The organism is Roseateles sp. DAIF2 (genome assembly GCF_015624425.1).
In the GTDB taxonomy this organism is placed as follows: Bacteria; Pseudomonadota; Gammaproteobacteria; order Burkholderiales; family Burkholderiaceae_C; genus Kinneretia.
The window spans coordinates 5,146,855-5,166,394 of the sequence record NZ_CP049919.1 but is presented as its reverse complement, the minus strand read 5'-3'; the positions used below and the strand labels follow the sequence as shown (position 1 = coordinate 5,166,394).

Here is a 19,540-nt window from a genome sequence, read left to right as displayed (position 1 = left end):
TCCGCCGGGGTGGTCGGGGCGATCTGCGCCGACCCGCCGGCGATGCAGGGCCTCAGTTCAGCTGCACCGAGCTGCCCTTGATCCGGTTGACGCCAGTGGAGCGGCTTTGCACATAGCTGCCCTCGATCAGCACCTTGCCGGCCCGGGTCAGGGTGATGCTGGCCTTGCCACAGCGCAGTACCAGCTGCTGCCGGGCGCTGACCACCAGGGTCTGCTCGCCATCCGCTTCGACCGTCAGGGTCTCGGGGCGCTGCGCCGCGCTGCCGCGCAGCACGCCCAGCAGCACCGCCCGGCTCGGGTCGCCGCCCTCGAACAGCAGCGCCACCTGGGCGCCCAGGTGCGCGGCATGCAGGTCCACCAGGGGGCGGGCCTGCCAGGCCGGCGCGTCGGGCTGCCGCGGGTCGATCACGAAGGCGAGGCTGTGGTCCTCGCTGAGCGCCACCAGCTCGCCGATCCGCATCTGCGTTGCGGTGGCCGCGGTGGCCAAGGTTTCGAAGGCTTCCCGTCGGCTCATCGCGACGCTCCTTGTCGTGGTGTTCAGTTCTGCAGGATCTTCGATCCTTTGATCACGACGTTGCTGTCGGCCTTGATATTGATCTTGCCGGAGCCGTCGATCGTGATGTTCTTGCCCTTGATCGTGATCGTGCCGTCCTTCTTCATTGTGATGCTGGCGCTGCCGGTCTTGATCGTGACCGAGTCGCCGGCGTCGATGAGCAGGTTCTTGCCGACCTTGAGGCTGTCGTCCTGGCCAACATCGGCGCTGCGCGCCTTGCCGATCCTGCTGCTCTGCGCGCCGCCGACGCTGATGCGGCGGTCGGCGCCGACGTCGAGGCTCTGCCGGGCCCCGACGTTGGTCGACTGGTTGATGCCGACCGTGACGCTCTGCGTCGCGCCGATCGCGACGACCTGGGCGGCGCCGATCGCGATCTCCTGCGCCGCGCCGATCGCGATCGTCTCGTTGATGCCGACGCTGTGGGTGCGTTGCAGCGCCACTGTGGCGGTCTCGCTGGCACCTACCGTGATCGAGCGGTTGCTGCCGATGGCGATGGTCTCGTTGACGCCGACGGTCTCGCTGCGGTTGGCGCCGATCGAGATCGTCTCGTTGACCCCCACATCCTCGGAGCGGTTCATCCCGATCGAGATCTTCTCGTCCAGATCGACCCGCTCGCTGCGGTTCTGGTGGATGGTGATGGTCTCATCCAGATCCACCGTCTCGGTGCGGTTGCCCTTGACCAGGGTGGTCTCATGCCGGTCGATGGTCTTGCGCCGGTCGTTGCCCACCCACTTGTCTTCGTCGTGCTCGACCTCGGTGAGCTGGTCCTTCTCGGCATGGATCCACAGCTGCTCCGCCCCCTGCTTGTCCTCGAAGCGGATCGCGTTGGCGTTGTCGTAGCCCCCACCCTTGCTGGAGCGGGTCAGGAAGCCGCTCTGCGTGGCGTTGGCCGGCAGCTCCCAGGGCGGCATGTTCTCGCCGTTGTAGGTGCGCCCGATGATGATCGGCATGTCGGGGTCGCCCTCCATGAAGCCGACGATCACCTCCTGGCCGATGCGCGGGATGTGCACGCCGCCGAAGTTGGAGCCCGCCCAAGGATGCGCCACGCTGACCCAGCAGGAGGTCTCGCCGTCGCGCTGGCCGCGCCGGTCCCAGTGGAACTGCACCTTCACCCGGCCGAACTTGTCGGTGAAGATCTCCTCGCCCGGCGGCCCGGTGACGATGGCGGTCTGCGGCCCCGGCACCATGGGCTTGGGCGTGCCGCGCCGGGCGGTACTGCTGCTTGGCCGGCATGCAGCTGAAGCTGCAGCGCAGCGAGGATTCGCCGCTGCCGCTCTCGCTGGTGGCCTGGCTGAGCTGCAGGGTGGTGGCGGTGACCAGGTACTGGGCGTTCTGGTCGTCGCGCGGGTGGCGCGTGAGCGTCAGCAGGTGGCCGGTGGCCACGCCCTGGGCGTTGGTGCTGGCGTCGAAGAGGTCGACGCCGCTCTGGATCTCGTCGAGCCGGTCCTCGGCGTACTGGGCCCCGTCGGCGCTCTTGGTGTAGACGCCGGGGTAGTCGAAGATCTCGCCGTCGCTGAGGTTGTAGTCGCGGGTCTGGTTCTGCTGGGCCAGCAGCGAGGTGGAGGGGCGCTCGAAGTCGTAGGAGGTGATCGCCACCTTGCCGGGCTTGAGGCATTGCACGCTGCCCCAGCGCTCGACATGCTCGAGCTGGGGCGGCACCTGGGACGCGCCGCCGTAGAAGGGCAGGCTCTCGCAGCCCGGGGCCGGGTCATGCCCGCTGGCGCTGTCGCACAGCACCAGCTTGTGGCCCTTGTCGTCGTGCTCCAGGTACCAGTAGATGCCTTCATGCTCCAGCAGCCGGGCGATGAAGTTGAAGTCGGTCTCGCGGTACTGGACGCAGTAGCGCCAGGGGCGGTAGGGGCGCAGCAGCTTGAACTCGAAGCGGGCGACCGGGTGGTCCTCGAACACCTTCTTGACGATCTCGGGCACGCTCTGGCGCTGGAAGACCCGGCAGTCGGCGGTGCGGGTGAGCAGCCACAACCAGGGCTTGAGGCTCATCTCGTAGACGCAGTAACGGCCCTCGAAGCCGACTTGCGCAAAGCGGGTGACGTAGCCCGAGAGATGGCGCGGGGCATCGGCGCGCTGGGCGATGCTCAGCGCCGCGGGCTTGCCCAGCAGGTCCACCGCCTGGATGTCCTTGCGCTCGCTCAGCAGGGTCAGCGTGGCTTCCCCCAGCTCGCTCAGGCCTTCGCGCCACACGCAGGTGTGCACGCGCAGCAGGTCTTCGGGCAGGGCGGTCTTGAGACGGTAGGGGCTGGCCATGGCATCACGACATCAAGCTGCCCCGACGGTAGGGCAGCCATCTTCCACGGGGGAAGAGGCGAAAGTCACTTTCCGGGTTTTGACGGGGCTTGATCAGGGCATAGACCGCCATTCAACGCACTGTCTTGATCGCAGGGCAGCAGCAGATCACGCAAGGTGCTCAAGCGGCTGAGCACCGGCCCACTACATGCGAACTCGACGGTCTGGCCGGTTTTCGTGCTCACCCGCACGCCGGCCCGTTGCCCGGTTTCCCCGCGATGGTCGAAGATGACGTAGTCGCGATCGTGCGCCATGAGGCGCAGTTCCGTCCTTTCCACCTGGGCACGGAAGTAATGCGAGAACCGCAGCTGCGTCGGTCCATCTTCCGCTCGCTCAGGGAGTTGAAGTTCCACTCGACCGTGGCGACCGAAGCGGTACTGCAGCGCGTCGGTGCGGCCGCAGACGCTGATCCAGCACGATTGCGTCGTTTGACAGGCGAGGTAGACGGTTTCGCCCGGACCACACAGCCCTCGCTCCGATGCCTTTGCGCTCGCCTGTGCGGCCGGCAGCAGCAGGCTTATGAATCGCCCCAGGTTTGCTAGACATCTCCGAGCCTCAGAACTGAGGCCCAATAGGAGGTGCCATGAGAACGAACCAGCCCTACCCGGAAGAATTCAAGATCGAGGCGGTCAAGCAGATCACCGAACGCGGCCACAGGGTCGTCGAGGTGTCGGCGCGAATCGGCGTCAGTCAGCACAGTCTGTATAAGTGGATCAAGGCTTATGGCGTGCCAGCGCCCGAGCGGCAGGCGGCCAACTCGCAGGCTGAAGAGCTGCGACGGCTGAAGGCCGAGCTCAAGCGCGTGACCGAGGAGCGCGACATCCTAAAAAAGGCCGCAGCGTACTTTGCCAAGCAGTCCGGGTGAGGTACGCGTTCATCAAGAAGCACGAGCATGAGCACAGCGTGCGTCGCATGTGCAGCGTGATGCAGGTCCACCCGAGCGGCTTCTACGCGTGGAGGGCCGAGCCGCAGAGTCCACGCGAGCAAGATGACCGCAGGCTGCTTGGGCTGCTCAAGCATGCCTGGCTCGAGAGCGGAGGGACCTACGGGTATCGCAAGCTCACCCTGGACATGCGCGACCTCGGGGAGCGGTGCGGCAAGCATCGCGTGGCGCGGCTACTCAAGCGCGAAGGACTGCGCTCTCAGACGGGCTACGGGCGTCGGCCCGGCATGCGTGGTGGCAAGCCCGCAGTGGTCGCGCCAAATCACCTGCAGCGACAGTTCACTGTCGACGAGCCCAATCGAGCTTGGGTCACCGACATCACGTACATCCGTACACACGAAGGCTGGCTGTACCTGGCGGTGGTCGTTGACCTGTTCTCGCGACAGGTCGTCGGATGGTCCATGGGCAGCCGCATCGACACGACCTTAGTCCTCGATGCGTTGCTGATGGCGCTGTGGCGGCGGCGACCCCAGTCCTCGGTGATGCTGCACTCGGACCAGGGCTGCCAGTTCACGAGCCACGAATGGCAGGACTTCCTGCGCGAGCACAAACTCGTCTCCAGCATGAGTCGTCGCGGCAACTGCCACGACAACGCCGTGGCCGAGAGCTTCTTCCAGTTGCTCAAGCGGGAACGCATCCGTCGGCAGATCTACCCGACCCGAGACGCAGCCAAGTCCGATGTCTTCAACTACATCGAGATGTTCTATAACGCCAAGCGGCGCCACGGTACTGCCGGCGGCACCTCGCCCGCCGAGTTCGAGCGCCGCCATTCCCAACGGCTCAGGACTGTCTAGGAAATCCGGGGCGATTCAGAGGCGGGCATCGGATGCTTCCCATCGGATGTTCATGTTGAACTCAACATGCTGAGCTCAACGACAACTCCATCAGGCCGCCTGATTTGTCGTGCCGAACCGAGGCACGGCAGTTGCACACCTTCCCTCGCCAGGACTTTTCAATCAAGCCATCCTTCAATGGGACGGTGCCAGGCTGCTGCCAGTCGATACCGCAGCCTTGAGCGCCAAAGGCACGTTGCTCCGCGCGCGACAGCAGTTGCCCGGGATCCTCTGCGATCGGCGGATTGCGCAGCCTGGCATGCTGCTCGCTCCATTCGATTGCCGGGTCATGCTTGAGGCTGTACTGGTTGCCGTTTTGGAAACCGTACAGCAGCTCAACCGAGATTCCGGTATGCGAGGCATTGCAGGCGTGCATGGTCGTGTTTTTTGCCGCGGCAAGAAACAAGGGGAGCGAGTTGACGTTGCGCTGCAGCTCTTCGGCCAGCAACCGGCTGGTGCTAGTTGCCTCGCCTTCAGTCTGGCAGGAGGGCGTTCTGTCGGGACTAGGCGGTGGCGCGGCAAGCGACATGCAGCCGGCCAGCCCTGCGATGCAGAAAATGGCCACACCGCGCTTCGGTATTTCAGAGCCGAGCACGCCAGGTCAATCAAACGTGTAACTGAACTCCCCATCGCTGACTCCCAGCGCCACCCGCGCGATCGTCTTGCCTTCGGACAGGCGCGTCAGGTACTCGCGGCTGATGTGCGGCAGCACGGTGTTGGTCAGGATCGCGTCGATGACGCGGCCGCCGCTTTCGAGTTCGGCGCAGCGGCTCAGCACCAGCTGCACCACATCGTCGCCGTAGCTGAAGGGCACGCCATGGTTGTCCTGCACGCGGCGCTGGATGCGGCCCAGCTGCAGGCGCACGATCTGGCCCAGCATCGCCTCGCTGAGCGGGTAGTAGGGGATGTTGACCACCCGGCCCAGCAGCGCGGCCGGGAACACCTTCAAGAGCGGCTCGCGCAGCGCCTTGGCGATGCCCTCGGGTTCGGGCATCAGCTCGGGATCGGCGCAGAGCTTCATGATCAGCTCGCTGCCGACATTGCTGGTCAGCAGGATGATGGTGTTCTTGAAGTCGATGTAGCGGCCCTCGCCGTCCTCCATCCAGCCCTTGTCGAAGACCTGGAAGAACAGCTCGTGCACGTCGGAATGGGCCTTCTCGACCTCGTCCAGCAGCACCACGCTGTAGGGGCGGCGCCGCACCGCCTCGGTCAGCACGCCGCCCTCGCCGTAGCCGACATAGCCCGGCGGCGAGCCCTTCAGGGTGGAGACGGTATGCGCCTCCTGGAACTCGCTCATATTGATCGTGATGACGTTCTGCTCGCCGCCGTACAGCGCCTCGGCCAGCGCCAGCGCGGTCTCGGTCTTGCCGACGCCCGAGGTACCGCACAGCAGGAACACGCCGATCGGCTTGTTGGGGTTGTCCAGGCGCGCACGCGAGGTCTGGATGCGGCGCGCGATCATCTCCAGCGCATGCTGCTGGCCCACCACGCGCTGGTTCAGCGTGTCGGCCAGCTGCAGCACCGCCTGCACCTCGTTCTTGACCATGCGGCCGACCGGGATGCCGGTCCAGTCCTGCACCACACCGGCCACCGCCTGCTCGTCGACGGTGGGCAGGATCAGCGGCGCATCGCCCTGCAACGCATCGAGCTGGCGCTGCTGCTCCTGCAGCTCGGCCAGCCTGCCGTCGCGCTCGGCGCCGGCGGGCAGGGCCTCGGTGCCGTCGCGGCGCAGCTCGGCGCGCAGCGCCAGGATGCGGTCCACCAGCGCCTTTTCCTGCGCGAAGCGGGTCTCCAGCGCGCTGCGACGGGTCTGCATCTCGTCCAGCGCGGCGGCGACGCGGCGGCGGCGCTCGGCCACCTCGATGCCGATCGCGGCCTCGCGCTCGATGATGTCGCGCTCCACCTCCAGCGCCTGGATGCGGCGCAGGCAGTCCTCCAGCTCGGGCGGGGTGGCATGCTGGCTGACCGCGACGCGGGCGCAGGCGGTGTCCAGCAGGCTGACCGCCTTGTCCGGCAGCTGGCGCGCTGGGATGTAGCGATGCGACAGCCGCACCGCGGCCTCGATCGCCTCGTCCAGCAGGGCCACGCGGTGATGCTTCTCAAGGATGCTGGCGACGCCGCGCAGCATCAGCACCGCCTTGTCCTCGTCGGGCTCGCCGACCTGCACGACCTGGAAGCGCCGGGTCAGCGCCGGGTCCTTCTCGATATGCTTCTTGTACTCGGCCCAGGTGGTCGCGGCGATGGTGCGCAGCTTGCCGCGCGCCAATGCCGGCTTCAGCAGATTGGCCGCGTCGCCGGTGCCGGCCGCGCCGCCGGCACCGATCAGGGTATGGGCCTCGTCGATGAACAGGATGATGGGCTTGGGCGAGGCCTGCACCTCGTCGATCACCTGGCGCAGCCGGTTCTCGAACTCGCCCTTCATGCTGGCGCCTGCCTGCAGCAGGCCGATGTCCAGCATGTACAGGGCCACGTCCTTCAGCTGCGGCGGCACGTCGCCCTGAGCCAGGCGCAGCGCGAAGCCCTCGACCACCGCGGTCTTGCCGACGCCGGCCTCGCCGGTCAGGATCGGGTTGTTCTGGCGCCGCCGCATCAGGATGTCGACGATCTGGCGGATCTCCTCGTCCCGGCCGGCGATCGGGTCGATCTCGCCCTGGCGCGCGCGCTCGGTCAGGTCCACCGCGAAGCGCTTCAGCGCCTCCTGCTTGCCCAGCGCGGCCGGCGCGATGGCGCCGCTGGCATCGCCGGGTGCGGCGCCCGGCTCGGCGGCGCCCTGGCCCTGCTCGGGCGAGCCCTCGACGCGCTGCGCAAAATGCTCGGCCAGGTCGTCCGCCGAGATGCGCTCGAACTGGCGCGAGATCGCCAGCAGGGTGTTGCGCATCGAGGCGGTCTTCAGCAGCCCGAGCAGCAGATGGCCGGTGCGCACCTGGCGCTCGCCGAACATCAGCGAGCCGTAGACCCAGCCGCGCTCCACCGCGTTCTCGACCCAGCTCGACAGGTCGGTGATCGAGCTGGCGCCGCGCGGCAGCCGGTCCAGCGAGGCCGTCAGATCGCTCGCCAGCTGCGCCGCGTCCAGGCCGTAATGCTTGACGATGCGGTGCAGGTCCGAGTCCGGCGTGTTGAGGATCTGATACAGCCAATGCTGCAGCTCGACGAAGGGGTTGCCGCGCAGCTTGCAGAACACGGTGGCGCCCTCGATGGCCTTGTAGGCCAGCGGGTTGAGTTTGCCGAACAGGCTGGTGCGGGGGATCTCGGTGCTCATGATGGGGTTCCCTGGGTTTTTGTCGTGGAGTGCGCGCCGCGCTGCAGGCGCTGGTGCTGTTCGGGATGCAGGCGCAGATCGCCGCGGTCCTGTCGATGCGGGCGGCCGCCGGCATGGCCCGCCCATGAGGTCAGGCCCAGCCGCACGCGCCGCCCCAGCGCCGCCGGCGGCACCTGGTCGCGCCGCAGCAGTGGCCGCAGCTCCCATTGCAGCCGGTGGCCGACGTACTGGCGGATCCAGTCGTTCAGCGGGCGCCAGGCATCGGCGTCGGGCAGGAAGCGTTCGAACTGGGCCAGGCTCAGCGGGCCTAGCACGACGCGGAAACGGTACTGCCGGTCCCAGGCCTTGTTGCCGATCGCGGTGTTGCGGCCCAGTGCCGCGGGCGTGGCGCCGATGCGCTCGGCGCGGTTGCGCGCATGGCCGAGCCGGCTGCGCTCGCCGTCCTCGATCTGCAGCTGATGCGGCACATGCTGCTCGATCCGCACCGGCACGCCGAAATGCAGGGACAGGATCTTGACCAGCCCCTCCGGATGCTGAGCTCGCCCGCCCAGCAGGCCGGCCTGGAACAGGCGCGCGGTCTGCGGCAGCGCATCGGCGGGGCGCAGCCCGCCGTCCAGCCCGGTACTGGCACCCAGCCAGGCCGCATAGCGATCGCCGGCCGGCCGGTCATGCTGGACCGTCGGCTGCGACTGCGCCCAGGCGCGGTAGAAATGCAGCAGCAGGCGGTGGTGGAAAACGTCGAGAAAGCGGCTCAGGGTCGGGTCGCCGCGTTGATGCAGCCGCTCGCGCGCATATTCGGTCAGATGCAGCGGCATCGGCCCCTGCGGCCCCAGCAGGCCGAAGAAGCGCACGCCCAGGCGCGGCGCGCGGCGGCCCTGCGTCAGGCTGGCGAGCGCCGCCGGCGCGAAATCGAGCTCGGGTTCCTGGCCCAGCCGGATCGGCTCCTGCTGCGGCCGGGCGGCCCGGCCCAGGCGCGGCGCCTCGGGGCTCAGCCCCTCGATGCGGCGCAGCAGCGCGAAGAAGTCATGCGCCCAGGGCCGCGCCTCGACCTGCTCGAACAGGGCCTGCAGCGCCGCGCGGGCGGCGGCGTTTTTTTCGACATGCGGCTCGCGGGCGGTCATGCCGTGCTGCCCGGCTCGCCGCCGATGCGCGGCGGCCAGCGTTTGACCGGGCCGCGCTGCGTGCTGCGCAGGCTCAGCTGGGTGAAGCTGTTGATCGCGGCGTAGCGGCCGAAGTAGCGCTCCAGCAGGCTGGCGAACAGGAAGGCGCTGTGGCCCTGGAAGGACAGCTCGTCCAGCTCCAGCTCGATCTCGCAGCCGGAGCCGAAGCTCAGCGGGCCGGTGAAGGGCAGGCGCCGCACCACCGAGCGCGCCGTCACGCCGCGCACGCCCTCCACCAGCCGCTGCCAGCTGGCATCGCCGGGCGGGCCGTAGAGCATCAGCAGCCGGCGCAGCGCGGCGGCGGCCTGGGCCGGGGGCTCGTCGGCCCAGGGCAGCTGCTGCTGGGTCAGCAGGCCGACCAGGCTCCAGCCGATCTCGCCGACCGGCTGGCGGCCGGTGGGCCGCGTCGGGCCATGCAGCGACTCCACGCGCAGCACCGGCCCGGCGGCGTCCAGATGCCAGCCGCCGGCGCCGTTGTGCGGCAGCAGGGCCGGCAGGTCGCGGTTGGTCACCAGGGCGGCGACCGAGAGCTGGCGGATGTCCTCGCGGTAGGGCGCGTGGCGCGGGTCGACCAGCGACAGGAAGACCTCGTCGCCGATATAGCCGCTGCGCGGCCCCTGCTCCTTCTGGCGTGCCGACAGCAGGCGCGGCTCGCGCCGCACGGTGTAGAAGCCGGGCGCTTCGGGCGGCGCCTCGTGGTAGGTCGCATACAGCGGCCAGAACTGCTGCAGGCCGACATTGGCCGCGCCATAGCCGGTCACCGTCTGCAGGCTGTGCACCTCGAAGTCCATCGGCCGGGTGCGGTCCGGCACGACATGGTATTCCCAGCTGCCGCTGCCGAGCTGGATGCGGTCTAGGCGCTTGGGGAACAGGTTGATCGCCGGCGTGCAATGCAGGGCCAGGCTCTGGCCGTCGACCAGTGCCTCCAGGCCGGCGTCGCCGCGGGCGAAGAACAGCACGATCTCGGCCTCGCCGGCGTCGATGCGCGCCAGCCGCTCGGTCAGGCCGGTGATCTCGAAGAACAGGAAGCGCCGCGGCATCGCCGCCGCTTCCTGCATCAGGCGGTTGCCGGAGAAGCTGCGGTGGCCGTCGGGCAGCAGGGCCTCGTCGGCCCCGAAGCCGAGCGGCCGGATGCTGCCCGCGTCGCGCCATTGGCCGGCCGCGTTGGTTGCATCGATGCCCTCGCCGCCGACATAGCTGCCCAGCGCCGCGCCCAGCACCAGCTCATGCAGGCGAAACGCCACCGCGTCCGGCGCGCTCAGGTAGAAGGCCAGCCGCTCCATGCCGAGCCGCTGGAAGGTCAGGCCGCCGCCGGTGCGCAGCTTCAGGCGCAGGCCGCCGCGGCTGCCGGCCGTACCGGGCAGGCGGGCCATCGGCAGATCGGGCGCATGGCTGAAGTAGCGCGCATCGCTCAGTTCGATCGGCCACAAGGTGACCGCATGGGCGGTGCGGAACTCGCAGCGCGTGTCCTGCCCGCGCGGCAGGCTGGACTGCAGCACGCTGCCGCGCGGCACCACATGCCCCCGGCTCAGGTTCGGGTCGGTGGGATCGATGCCGAAGCGCGCCACCATCATCGACGGCACCGGCGCCAGGAAGTTCGGATAGATCGACTCCAGCAGGTGCGAGATCAGGCGCGGATGCTCGCTGTCCAGCTTCAGCTGCACGCGCGCCGAGAGGAAGGCGAAGCCCTCGAGCAGGCGCTCCACATAGGGGTCGGCGACCTCGGCATCCTCCATGCCCAGGCGTGCCGCGATCTTCGGGAAGTCGCGCGCGAATTCCGCGCCGACCTCGCGCAGATGGGTCAGTTCGTCGTTGTAGTGGCGAAGCAGCCGTGGGTCCATGAACGCGCCAGGCTTACCAGTTGAGGCTGTTCATGCGGGCCAGAAGACCGGCCGAGGCACCGTTGGCCTGGCGCAAGGCGGTCAGATCCTGCCGCAACAGCAGAGCCCCGACATTGATGCCATTGAGCACGCGGGCGGCGGCGTTGGTCGGTAGGCGCCTCTTTGTTGCGAATGCGATTTTCCGGTTGCGCGGACCCAGCGCGGCTTCCAGGTCGGTAACGATGTCCTGTGAGAAATTGGTGCGGAACGTGCTTGCTGCCGGTGTCGCACCGAGATTCAGCCCAGACCATCCATGCGGTGTTGCCCCACCGGAGAAGTCTCGAAAGGCTCCCATTGCCTCGTATGCATCCAATCCAACGGGGCGCAGCGCGCCATTGTGGATATGCAGGATGACGTTGCCGAGGTTGACAAGCGCCATGAACTGACCACCCCGTGGGTTGGGTACGCCTACGGCTTGCCCGTTCGGGACGTAACTCACATCGAACCGATCGTGGTTGCCGTTGAACATGTCGATGGCAATGATCTGGCCAAGCGCCTCCAGTCCGTTGGGCCGATTCAAGGCCGCGGCAATCGCCCGGACGCCACTCTTGTCCGCATGCTGGGTCGCACGAGCAACCGCGTCGTTCAGATCCTGAACGCCAGCCAGCTTGTTGGTCTTGTGCCAGGTACCTCCCTGTCCTAGGGTGTTCCGAAGCGTTTGTATATTGGGGTCCAAGGCGCGGAACGTCATTTGCGCCACATCGTGTTCGAGGTCTACCCAAGACTGCAGCTCCAGGACTTCTAGCAGGGTCAATACCTCGGCGGTTGCGCTAGGGCTTACAACGGCCATGTTCTTCAGCGCGCGATCCAGGTTCTGCGGGTCGGATGCGTGAATCGTTAGTTCCTGCTTGATTACGAGACTGCTGCCGTCGTGGCCGACCAGTAGGTAAACCGGCCGTCCCGGAGAAAGCTCGGTGCAGCTGGAAATGCGGTTGGAGTCGATGACTTGATTCAGAGCCAGGTCAGGCATGTTTGTCTCCCTTCATGTTCCTAGAGAAGTCATAGCGAAGGCAGGTACTACGCAGGCGGATAGCCCGGAACCAGTTAGCCGCGGGCGGCGGCATCTCGCACCTCGACCTGACCCGCCTCCAGATCCATCTGCGTGCGCAGCAGGATCTCCAGCGGCACCGGCTGCGACCAGAGGTGGCCGCGGATGTCGAACTCGATCACGTTGTGGGTGTCCATCACGCTGTCGGCCTCGAGGGCGCGCACCTCCAGCGTGTCCGGCAGGATGCGGGGCTCGTAATGCAGGATGGCCTGGCGAATGGACTTCTCCAGCAGATGCACGTCCACCTTGGAGGCCAACTGGCCGGACAGCGCCGGCAGCCCGAAATTCAGCACGCTCTCGCCGACGCGGGCATGCGCCTCGGCCAGCTTGCCCAGCGGCTGCACCGCATTGAACAGCCAGCTCAAGTCGCGCAGCACGGCCTGGCGCAGCTGCGACTTCGACATCACGCGCCGCTCCTCCGCCTCCTCGCGCCGGACGGGGTCTTCATCGGTGAGGCGGTCCAGCAAGGCGGGCTGGAGGCGGTCGCGGGTGATCTGGTTCATTGTGGATGCATCGGGAAGAGTCGCCGGGCGATCACTTGCCGGTGTCAGGTTCGTAACGCCAGAACTTGACCTGGGCAAACTTCTCATCGCTTGCCCAGGCATCCCAGATCGTCTTGTCTCCCTTGCTTTTCGCTCCGGCCCAGTTGCCCAGCGAGGTCGACATCGCGCGCGGATACATGCCTCGAGCGGGCATCGTCAGTGACTTCCCTTTGCGGGTGTATGCGTAGCCGCCGGACGGCTTTGGCGTTCCCGGATAGACCAGGATGACATGTCCGTTGGGCTGGTCCGTCAGACCGCCGACGATCAGTTCACCCCGATTGACACGCTCGTTCAGATCGGAGACCGGAACTTCCTTCCAGTGCTTGTCGCCCGTCATGAATGCGATCAGCGAGTTGGCTGTGCGATAGGGCTGCTCGGGCGCGTAGCGCTTGATTACGTGCCAGACCGCATGACTGCAAGAACCTGGATGCTTCTCGTACGCTTCGTCGGCGACCTTCTTCAGGTCCGCTACAGAGACAGTGCCGGATGGGTTCAGAACGTCGGGCATGGAATGTCCTTGATTGTTTTGGACCCTTTTGACTGATAGAGCTTCAGAGATGGATCCCACCGCATGGCAGGGAGCTTGTAATCGCCACCGATGGCAGGGTTGCTGACGTGGATCCGGATCTCCTGGGGTAGCCCGTCGCGCCACCGACCATGTCGCAAGGTCAGTTCACGAGGTTGCTCAATCGGATAGATCTCAGGCAGAACACCGACGCACCGGAAGTCCTGATCCAGTAACAAGGGCTTTGGGAACTCTTCCCACGGTGCATCCACCGGGCGATCACGGTAATAGTCCTCCGTGAAGATCGATACCAGCGTCAGGCGAGTCGGCCGCCCTGGCGCAGACAGTTTGCAGCCCTTGGCTACTGCGGCATAGCGATGCCAGACTGCCGGCAGCCGGGCCAGTTGCTCCGCAGTCAATACCTGACAGGCCATCGGGTCCAGTGTTCGCCATGCTGGGGCATGGACCGGTGCTTTCGTCGGCGAGGGAGTCCTGGCGTCGGCGAATGAGTCGCACAGCGCTGGCAGGTGGAAGAAAGCTCCGCAGCTGACTATCAGCATTGACCCGAAACGCATGGGTCTCGGTTGCGAGGTGAGCTTTCGAGTTGAACGTGGCAAAGCCCCCAGAGGCGATGCAGGCCACCTCGGCAGGGCCGTCGCCAGCCTGCCGAGAAAAGCCATGACGGCGCGAGAGTTTTGAGCATGCGATTGATTGGACGCGTGCTCGGACAATTCTTGCGGCATCAGCCCCTCAACTCGATCAGTCGGACATCCAGCAATCCTGCCTCACCTTGATCGGTCATCAGCACGCGCTGGCCCACGCCGGCGTACTGTTCGTCCTGCTCGCCTGCCGCGAGCGCCTGCCATTCGGTGCGGCGCGCCATCCAGACGCGCTCGTCGTCGAAGGCGGTGCTGCGCGGATAGCGGGTCGGGATCAGAGCGACGGAGCCGCCGCCATTGGGGAACTCAAGCGCGGTCGGGACCCAGACCAGGTCGCGCAGATCGGTCGGGGCCTCGATCGTGACCCGGCTCAGCGCGGCGAACGGCACCCAGCAGTAGCGGCCGTTGACCACCGCCTCCAGCACCGGGCCCAGGCGCGAGTCGGCGTCGCAGATCCAGTCGAAGGCCTGACCGTCGAGCGTGCCCGCCGTGGCGGGGGCCTGCTCGAGCGCCTGCGCGCGCAGCGCCGCCGCGGCGCGGGCGTCGCCATCGGCCTCCAGCTTCAGCGCCTGTACCAGGGCGGCGACCCATTCCGCGGGTTCGCCCAGGATCATTGGCGTGGTCTTACCCTCGAAGACGGCTTCGCGCAGCTGTTCGCAGCGCAGCGCCTCGCGGTAGGTGTTGACCATCGCCAGGGTGCCGGCGTCCAGCTCACCGCAGACCTCCAGCTGGGCGGAGGCGCGTGTCCATTGCCCGGTCACCGCCATCAGCTGGAACAGCAAAGTTCGCAATTGCACATCTTGTGGATGCAAGCGAACCTCACTCTGGGCTACGGCCATTGCCTCGACTGGCCTACCGGCCAGTACTAGTTCTTCAAGTGCCTGCTTTTTCATATGGTCTCAAAGTCATTGGCACTTCAACGGTGATCGATGAGCATTGCTATTCGCGAGGGTCGTTGCCGCCATTCTTCGCCCCATTTTTCTCGCCCAGCATGGCTTCCCTTAAGACTTCTTCGGACACGATAAAGTCTTTCGAATCCGGATGCAGATCTCCAATGAGGACATAGTCCCCCTGGAACCAACTAATCCTTCCATGGTTTGGTGAGGCCTTCGTCACGAGCAGGTACCAGTTGCCGCGATATGCCGCTAGGGCACGCTTCCAGTCAGGGGGCGTGGTGGCGGATTGGAAATAAACCTTCGGCAACTCCTTGGTGCCGGGATTTGTAGTTCCCTGCGAGCTAAGCGTCACAGCCAGCGCTTCTGCCTTAGACATAGTCCCAAGCGAAGAGACTCTTACCGCCTGTCCTTTGAGGCTCCAGACGTCTTCAATGGAACCCAGAACGGTTCGTAGCCGTGCTGACATACAAGCCTCCGATAGTTGCAGCAAGGCTGCAGGGTTACGGTACTCACGAAAAGTCTGCCGATACAAAGGCCTCAGGTCAGGTCGTCGTTGAAGGTATGGCTGCCGCCGAGCTGGCCCTTGGCGCTCTGCGGCCGGTATTCGATCTCGATCTTCTGGAAGCTGAAGGTGATGCGCTCCAGCGGAGCGCCGTCGTCGCCGGCCTCGATGTCGTAGGTCGCGACGCGCGCCTTCTCCAGGGTCAGGGTGAAATAGTCCTGCTGCTCGCCGCCTGCCTTGCGCAGGAACAGCTTGGCGCTGCGGACCTCGTCGTTGGTCGCCACGGCGCTGATCAGCGCGGTGCTAGCCGCATCGAGGTTCTTGGTGATCGTCAGCTGGCGGTAGCTGCGGCGTCCGGTGGTCTGCCCGGCGACCGCATCGCCGGAGGCGCCGACGCCCCAGTTGAAGCCGCGCACGACGATGTCGGAGGCATGGCCGGCCGCGGTCGATTCGCCCTTGACCTTGCCGGCGCGCTTGAGCGTCAGGTCGAGGTACATGTCGGCGCTGCTGGCGCCGCCGTTGTTCGTCAGCATGTGATGTGGCTCCAGGTGCGGGCGCACAAGGCCCGACCCAGCCCCGGATGGGGCGCGGGACGGGCCGCGGCGCTCGCGCGCTTGTTGATTAGCGCGTTTCGGTGGTGGCGACGTTCCAGCCGAACTTCACCGCACCGCCCAGGCCGCCCTTGGCATCCTGCGGCTTGTACTCGAACTCGATGTCGGCGTAGCTCAGCGCCACGCTTTCCGAGATCTCGCCGCCGCTGCTGGCGGACGGCGACACCGAGGTCACCAGCACCTGCTTCAGCGTGACCTTCAGGAAGTCCTGCTGGCCTTCGCCGGCCTTGCGGCAGGTGATCACGGCGCTGTCGAAATGCTTGCCGTTGGCGCAGAACTTGGCCAGGACCGGGGAGGCCTTGTCGTAGTAATGCGCGAACACCAGGTTGCCGGGCACGCCCTTGCCTTTGCCGGAGCCGGAGCCCTGGTTGGCGGTGCTGTCCTGACGGACATCCCAGGACCAGGCGAGCAGGTCGATCTCGCCCTTGTGATCCTTGTGGGTGGATTCGCCTTCAACTCCGGCGAGCTTCAGATTGGCGTCGATCGTCATGGTTGGTCTCTCCTTGATGGACTCGTGGAAACGGTTTCCGCGTCAACGCACGCGGGACCGGAGCATTCGGGCCGATGGCCCGGATTCATGGCGCCATGCGGCCGGTGTTTGTCCCGGCCGCATGGCTTCCATTCGGTGGTGAAGGTTGTTGTTGTTGTGGCCCGTCAAGGCCTCCCGGGAACCTGGTTCGGTCGCTGCTGCCTTACTTGCCCTTTTGCGACGGCAGCTTGGAGACCAGCCGCAGCGACACGGTCAGGCCTTCGAGCTGGTAATGCGGGCGCAGGAAGAACTTCGAGGTGTAGTAGCCCGGGTTGCCGGGGATCTCCTCGACCAGCACCTCGGCGGCGGCCAGCGGCTTCTGCGACTTGGTGGTCTCCGACGAGTTGGCCGGGTCCCCGTCGACATAGTTCATGATCCACTTGTTCAGCCATTTCTCCATGTCGCCGCGCTCCTTGAAGGAGCCGACCTTGTCGCGCACGATGCACTTCAGGTAGTGGGCGAAGCGGGTGCAGGCGAACAAATAGGGCAGGCGCGCGGCCAGGTTGGCATTGGCGCTGGCGTCCGGGTCGTCGTACTCGGCGGGCTTTTGCAGCGACTGTGCGCCGATGAAGGCGGCGAAGTCCGAGTTCTTGCGGTGCACCAGCGGCATGAAGCCGTTGCGCGCCAGCTCGGCCTCGCGGCGGTCGCTGATCGCGATCTCGGTCGGGCATTTCATCGCCACGCCGCCCTCGTCGGTCGGGAAGGTATGGGCCGGCAGGCCCTCGACCGCGCCGCCCGATTCCACGCCGCGGATGCGGGTGCACCAGCCATAGCTCTTGAAGGAGCGGTTGATGTTGGCCGCCATCGCATAGGCCGAGTTGGCCCAGGTGTAGGCGCCATGCTCGCCGCCGCCGGTCTCTTCCTCGAAATTGAACTCCTCGACCGGATTGGTCTTCGAGCCATAGGGCAGGCGCGCCAGGAAACGCGGCATCGCCAGGCCGATGTAGCGCGCGTCGTCCGACTCGCGCAGCGACTTCCAGGCCGCGTACTCGGGCGTGCCGAAGATCTTGGTCAGGTCGCGCGGGTTGGCCAGCTCCTGCCAGGAACCCATCTGCATCAGCGAGGGGTTGGCCGCGGCGATGAAGGGCGAATGCGCGGCGGCGGAGACCTTGGCCATCTCGCCCAGCAGCTCGACATCCGGCGGGCTGTGGTCGAAGTAGTAGTCGCCGACCAGGCAGCCGAAGGGCTCGCCGCCGAACTGGCCGTACTCCTCCTCGTAGACCCGCTTGAACAGCGGGCTCTGGTCCCAGGCCGTGCCCTTGTAGCGCTTGAGCGTCTTGCCGAGGTCGGCCTTGGAGATGCTCATCACGCGGATCTTCAGCTGTTCGTCGGTCTCGGTGTTGTTGACCAGGTAGTGCAGGCCGCGCCAGGCGCTTTCCAGCTGCTGGAACTCGGCATGGTGCAGGATTGCGTTGACCTGCTCGGACAGGCGCTTGTCCAGTTCGGCGATCATCGCCTCGATCGAGACGATCACGTCGCTGCCGATCAGCTTGGTCTGCGACAGCGCCTGCTGCGCCAGGGTCAGCACCGCCTGCTCGACGGCGGACTTGGCCTCGTCGGTCTTGGGCTTGAATTCCTTGTTCAGCAGCGAGGCGAACTCGCCGCCTTCGTACTCGATGCCACGCAGCGAGGCGGGCGACTGGGCGAGGATGTCTTCGGCCATGGGGGGCTCCCTGCTTCTTGGCTGGTTATTGCGAGTCGGCGGCGGGCTTCTGCGCCGAGGCCAGGGACTTCAGCAGCGCTTCGTCCTGCACGACCTTGGCGATCAGCTGCTCGGCGCCGGCCTTGCCGTCCATATAGGTGATCAGGTTGGCGAGCTGCTGGCGCGCCTCCAGCAGCTGCTTGAGGCCATCGACCTTGCGCGCCACCGCGGCGGGCGAGAAGTCGTCCATGCTCTCGAAGGTGATGTCGACCATCAGGTTGCCCTCGCCGGTCAGCGTGTTGGGCACGGCGAAGGCCGTGCGCGGCTTCATCGCCTTCATGCGGGCGTCGAAGTTATCGACGTCGAACTCGAGGAACTTGCGGTCCGAGACCGGCGGCAGCGGCTCGGTGGGCTTGCCCGACAGGTCGGACAGCACGCCCATCACGAAGGGCAGCTGCACCTTCTTCTCGGCGCCGTACAGCTCCACGTCGTACTCGATCTGCACGCGCGGGGCGCGATTCCTGGCGATGAATTTCTGGCTGCTGGTGGCCATGGTCTTGCTCCTTGTGCGTGGATCGTTTGTCGTGGCGAGGGGTTGCGGTTCGGGCCTGCGCCTGGGTCGTTATTCGTGCTGGACGCCGGCCAGCTTCTCGATTTCCTGGACGCCCTCCGGGACCAGGTCCCGCATGATGTCCATGAAGCTCTTGCTCATCAGGCGCTGCGCGCGGCGGATCAGCAGCGGCGCGGGATTGCTGGGCTCGTGTTGCTCGATCCAGTCGCAGACGCGCTGCAGCGCGCGCACCGCGTCGTCGCGGCTGTTGATCACGCCCGGCTGCGTCGCCGCGTGCGAGCGGGGGGGCGTGGCGGTGGCGGGTTCCGTGCCGCCCTCGGCGGCCGGCGCCGGTGCGCCGCCCTGCAACTGCTGGCCCAGCGCCGCAAGCGACTTCAGCAGGCGCGTCAGCGGTGCGAAGTCGGGGACCTGACCGGCGCCCAGGTGTTGATCGATGGTCGATTCGGCGGCAAGCACCGCGCCCAGGCCAGCCTGCAACTGCTCGGGCAACCAGGGGTTGCCGGTGGCGAAGTTGCCGAGTCCGTCCGCCAGCGCCTGCGGCGCGGGCACCGACTCGCCGTTGATCGGCTCGGCATTGCCGAAGGCCAGCTCGATGTCGCGCACGCGCGGCCCGCCGCGCTGTCCGGTCAGGCTGGCGGCCCGCAGGTCGGCCAGGCCGGCCACATCGCTGGCCAGCGGCAGCAGCGCGTTCAGGCGCATCGTTGGGTCGTTGCCGTCGCTGGCATCCAGCTGCGGATGCACATGGGCCCAATGGCGCTCCAGCAGGCCGGCGATCAGGCGCAGCCCGTCGACGCCGGCGCGCAGGCCCTGCTGGCGCGCGCCGCTGCGGGCCAGCCAGACGGCCACGCGCAGATCGCGGGTGCGGCCGGCCAGGGCCAGCGCCTGTTCGTGCACCGCGGCCCAGTCGGGCTCCTCGGCCGGGATCACCGTGTCGCCGTACTGCTGCTCGGGCCGGCCTGTGGCGGCGCTCAGCAGCGCCAGGAAGGCAGGGTCGTACTCCAGGTCCGCGCCGCAGGGGGCGTCATCCTGGAGGGGGGCGAGCAGCGCTTCGAGATCGAAGTCAGCCATCGCGAGGTGCTAACAAGCATGCCGATTGCATGCCGGCG

General features: G+C 66.8%; 19 protein-coding genes and 2 pseudogenes. 1 reads left to right on the top strand and 20 read right to left on the bottom strand.

Going from position 1 to position 19,540, the window contains the following annotated elements:
• Positions 1-52: 52 nt before the first annotated feature.
• The 5 genes and pseudogenes from G8A07_RS23805 to G8A07_RS23795 all read right to left on the bottom strand — a co-directional run bounded on the left by G8A07_RS23805 (position 53) and on the right by G8A07_RS23795 (position 3,108).
• Positions 53-514: a DUF6484 domain-containing protein gene (locus tag G8A07_RS23805; RefSeq protein WP_249937123.1), complete on the bottom strand. Its 462-nt coding sequence runs from the start codon at positions 512-514 to the stop codon at positions 53-55.
• 23 nt (positions 515-537) lie between these two features.
• Positions 538-1,281, bottom strand: coding sequence for a hypothetical protein (locus G8A07_RS27745; RefSeq protein WP_213086199.1), 744 nt, complete (start codon positions 1,279-1,281; stop codon positions 538-540).
• A gap of 45 nt (positions 1,282-1,326) precedes the next feature.
• Positions 1,327-1,740, bottom strand: a pseudogene (gene tssI, locus G8A07_RS28315) (type VI secretion system tip protein TssI/VgrG); the annotation flags it as partial.
• Positions 1,741-1,819: 79 nt separating this feature from the next.
• Positions 1,820-2,815 (bottom strand): annotated as a pseudogene (locus G8A07_RS28310) (type VI secretion system Vgr family protein); the annotation flags it as partial.
• A 65-nt stretch (positions 2,816-2,880) separates the two neighbouring features.
• Positions 2,881-3,108 (bottom strand): hypothetical protein, encoded by a 228-nt coding sequence (locus G8A07_RS23795; RefSeq protein WP_195794402.1) that lies wholly within the window; start codon positions 3,106-3,108, stop codon positions 2,881-2,883.
• A 329-nt stretch (positions 3,109-3,437) separates the two neighbouring features.
• Between G8A07_RS23795 and G8A07_RS23790 the strand changes: the two genes are divergently transcribed.
• A protein-coding gene (locus tag G8A07_RS23790; protein ID WP_195794401.1) for an IS3 family transposase occupies positions 3,438-4,591 on the top strand; the annotation gives its coding sequence in 2 pieces (ribosomal slippage) (positions 3,438-3,678 and positions 3,678-4,591; 1,155 coding nt in all).
• Between the two features lie 61 nt (positions 4,592-4,652).
• Here the strand turns inward: G8A07_RS23790 and G8A07_RS23785 are convergent.
• The 15 genes from G8A07_RS23785 to tssA form a co-directional block, all read right to left on the bottom strand.
• Positions 4,653-5,225: a hypothetical protein gene (locus tag G8A07_RS23785; RefSeq protein ID WP_195794400.1), complete on the bottom strand. Its 573-nt coding sequence runs from the start codon at positions 5,223-5,225 to the stop codon at positions 4,653-4,655.
• A 6-nt stretch (positions 5,226-5,231) separates the two neighbouring features.
• Complete coding sequence (gene tssH / locus G8A07_RS23780; protein WP_195794399.1) at positions 5,232-7,889, bottom strand: type VI secretion system ATPase TssH; 2,658 nt, start codon at positions 7,887-7,889, stop codon at positions 5,232-5,234.
• Complete coding sequence (gene tssG, locus G8A07_RS23775; RefSeq protein ID WP_195794398.1) at positions 7,886-9,010, bottom strand: type VI secretion system baseplate subunit TssG; 1,125 nt, start codon at positions 9,008-9,010, stop codon at positions 7,886-7,888. The genes tssH and tssG overlap by 4 nt, the downstream gene beginning before the upstream one ends.
• Complete coding sequence (gene tssF, locus G8A07_RS23770; protein ID WP_195794397.1) at positions 9,007-10,890, bottom strand: type VI secretion system baseplate subunit TssF; 1,884 nt, start codon at positions 10,888-10,890, stop codon at positions 9,007-9,009. The genes tssG and tssF overlap by 4 nt, the downstream gene beginning before the upstream one ends.
• A 13-nt stretch (positions 10,891-10,903) precedes the next feature.
• Positions 10,904-11,899: a hypothetical protein gene (locus tag G8A07_RS23765; protein ID WP_195794396.1), complete on the bottom strand. Its 996-nt coding sequence runs from the start codon at positions 11,897-11,899 to the stop codon at positions 10,904-10,906.
• A gap of 74 nt (positions 11,900-11,973) precedes the next feature.
• On the bottom strand, positions 11,974-12,480 hold the full coding sequence (tssE, locus tag G8A07_RS23760) for a type VI secretion system baseplate subunit TssE (protein ID WP_195794395.1): 507 nt from the start codon (positions 12,478-12,480) through the stop codon (positions 11,974-11,976).
• Positions 12,481-12,511: 31 nt separating this feature from the next.
• The gene (locus tag G8A07_RS23755; protein ID WP_195794394.1) at positions 12,512-13,027 is read right to left on the bottom strand and encodes a hypothetical protein; all 516 of its coding nucleotides are present in this window, start codon (positions 13,025-13,027) and stop codon (positions 12,512-12,514) included.
• Positions 13,012-13,584, bottom strand: coding sequence for a hypothetical protein (locus G8A07_RS23750; RefSeq protein WP_195794393.1), 573 nt, complete (start codon positions 13,582-13,584; stop codon positions 13,012-13,014). The genes G8A07_RS23755 and G8A07_RS23750 overlap by 16 nt, the downstream gene beginning before the upstream one ends.
• Before the next feature lie 182 nt (positions 13,585-13,766).
• On the bottom strand, positions 13,767-14,480 hold the full coding sequence (locus tag G8A07_RS23745; protein WP_249937122.1) for a type VI secretion system accessory protein TagJ: 714 nt from the start codon (positions 14,478-14,480) through the stop codon (positions 13,767-13,769).
• 142 nt (positions 14,481-14,622) lie between these two features.
• Positions 14,623-15,045, bottom strand: a complete 423-nt coding sequence (locus G8A07_RS23740) for a hypothetical protein (protein ID WP_195794391.1) — start codon at positions 15,043-15,045, stop codon at positions 14,623-14,625.
• Positions 15,046-15,116: 71 nt separating this feature from the next.
• Positions 15,117-15,614: a type VI secretion system tube protein Hcp gene (locus G8A07_RS23735; RefSeq protein WP_195794390.1), complete on the bottom strand. Its 498-nt coding sequence runs from the start codon at positions 15,612-15,614 to the stop codon at positions 15,117-15,119.
• Positions 15,615-15,702: 88 nt separating this feature from the next.
• Positions 15,703-16,200 carry a type VI secretion system tube protein Hcp gene (locus tag G8A07_RS23730; protein WP_256441114.1) on the bottom strand — a complete coding sequence of 166 codons (498 nt, stop codon included), beginning with the start codon at positions 16,198-16,200 and terminating at the stop codon, positions 15,703-15,705.
• Positions 16,201-16,384: 184 nt separating this feature from the next.
• Positions 16,385-17,884, bottom strand: a complete 1,500-nt coding sequence (gene tssC / locus G8A07_RS23725) for a type VI secretion system contractile sheath large subunit (protein WP_195794388.1) — start codon at positions 17,882-17,884, stop codon at positions 16,385-16,387.
• Between the two features lie 25 nt (positions 17,885-17,909).
• On the bottom strand, positions 17,910-18,416 hold the full coding sequence (gene tssB, locus G8A07_RS23720) for a type VI secretion system contractile sheath small subunit (RefSeq protein ID WP_195794387.1): 507 nt from the start codon (positions 18,414-18,416) through the stop codon (positions 17,910-17,912).
• 69 nt (positions 18,417-18,485) lie between these two features.
• A complete protein-coding gene (gene tssA / locus G8A07_RS23715) occupies positions 18,486-19,502 on the bottom strand; it encodes a type VI secretion system protein TssA (RefSeq protein ID WP_195794386.1) in 1,017 nt (338 codons plus the stop codon).
• Between the last annotated feature and the right edge of the window lie 38 nt (positions 19,503-19,540).

Excerpts from the sequence above, each read along its gene's own strand:
- G8A07_RS23805 (WP_249937123.1), bottom strand. The coding sequence starts at position 514 with ATGAGCCGACGGGAAGCCTTCGAAACCTTGGCCACCGCGGCCACCGCA.
- G8A07_RS23795 (WP_195794402.1), bottom strand. The coding sequence starts at position 3,108 with ATGGCGCACGATCGCGACTACGTCATCTTCGACCATCGCGGGGAAACC.
- tssH (WP_195794399.1), bottom strand. The coding sequence starts at position 7,889 with ATGAGCACCGAGATCCCCCGCACCAGCCTGTTCGGCAAACTCAACCCG.
- tssG (WP_195794398.1), bottom strand. The coding sequence starts at position 9,010 with ATGACCGCCCGCGAGCCGCATGTCGAAAAAAACGCCGCCGCCCGCGCG.
- tssF (WP_195794397.1), bottom strand. The coding sequence starts at position 10,890 with ATGGACCCACGGCTGCTTCGCCACTACAACGACGAACTGACCCATCTG.
- G8A07_RS23765 (WP_195794396.1), bottom strand. The coding sequence starts at position 11,899 with ATGCCTGACCTGGCTCTGAATCAAGTCATCGACTCCAACCGCATTTCC.
- tssE (WP_195794395.1), bottom strand. The coding sequence starts at position 12,480 with ATGAACCAGATCACCCGCGACCGCCTCCAGCCCGCCTTGCTGGACCGC.
- G8A07_RS23755 (WP_195794394.1), bottom strand. The coding sequence starts at position 13,027 with ATGCCCGACGTTCTGAACCCATCCGGCACTGTCTCTGTAGCGGACCTG.
- G8A07_RS23750 (WP_195794393.1), bottom strand. The coding sequence starts at position 13,584 with ATGCTGATAGTCAGCTGCGGAGCTTTCTTCCACCTGCCAGCGCTGTGC.
- G8A07_RS23740 (WP_195794391.1), bottom strand. The coding sequence starts at position 15,045 with ATGTCAGCACGGCTACGAACCGTTCTGGGTTCCATTGAAGACGTCTGG.
- G8A07_RS23735 (WP_195794390.1), bottom strand. The coding sequence starts at position 15,614 with ATGCTGACGAACAACGGCGGCGCCAGCAGCGCCGACATGTACCTCGAC.
- tssC (WP_195794388.1), bottom strand. The coding sequence starts at position 17,884 with ATGGCCGAAGACATCCTCGCCCAGTCGCCCGCCTCGCTGCGTGGCATC.
- tssB (WP_195794387.1), bottom strand. The coding sequence starts at position 18,416 with ATGGCCACCAGCAGCCAGAAATTCATCGCCAGGAATCGCGCCCCGCGC.
- tssA (WP_195794386.1), bottom strand. The coding sequence starts at position 19,502 with ATGGCTGACTTCGATCTCGAAGCGCTGCTCGCCCCCCTCCAGGATGAC.